Origin of the sequence: Parendozoicomonas verongulae (assembly GCF_009711465.1) — a bacterium.
GTDB lineage: Bacteria > Pseudomonadota > Gammaproteobacteria > Pseudomonadales > Endozoicomonadaceae > Sansalvadorimonas > Sansalvadorimonas verongulae.
In genome coordinates, this window is record NZ_SMME01000533.1 from 686 (window position 1) to 1049 (window position 364).

Here is a 364-nt window from a genome sequence, read left to right on the forward strand (position 1 = left end):
ACCTGCCGCCTGGGTGCGTAGCCGGGTATAGATATCCAAGGCCACTTTCAGGTTGTGCGTGCCTCCCATGGCCTGAAGTAGTCCGCCCAGAGCCAGTTCGACCTCTTTGTCATCACAGGGGGTGTTTGCCTGCCCTCCGGCTGCCCGGGTGCGCAGCTGGGTAAAGATGTTCAGGGCCACTCTCAGGTTGTCCGCTCCCCCCATAACCTCGAGGTGCCTGCCCAGTGTTAACTCAATATCCTTGTCATCACAGGGGGTGTTTACTTCTCCACCTGCCGCCCGGGTGCGTAGTCGGGTAAAAATGTCCAGAGCTGCTTTCAAGCTGTCCGCTCCTCCCATAACCTCAAGGTGCCTGCCCAGAGCC

General features: G+C 59.3%; 1 protein-coding gene. It reads right to left on the bottom strand.

Annotated elements, in window-relative coordinates:
• The coding region (locus tag E1189_RS01345) for a hypothetical protein (RefSeq protein WP_196220965.1) at positions 1-364 on the bottom strand (364 nt) is incomplete at both ends.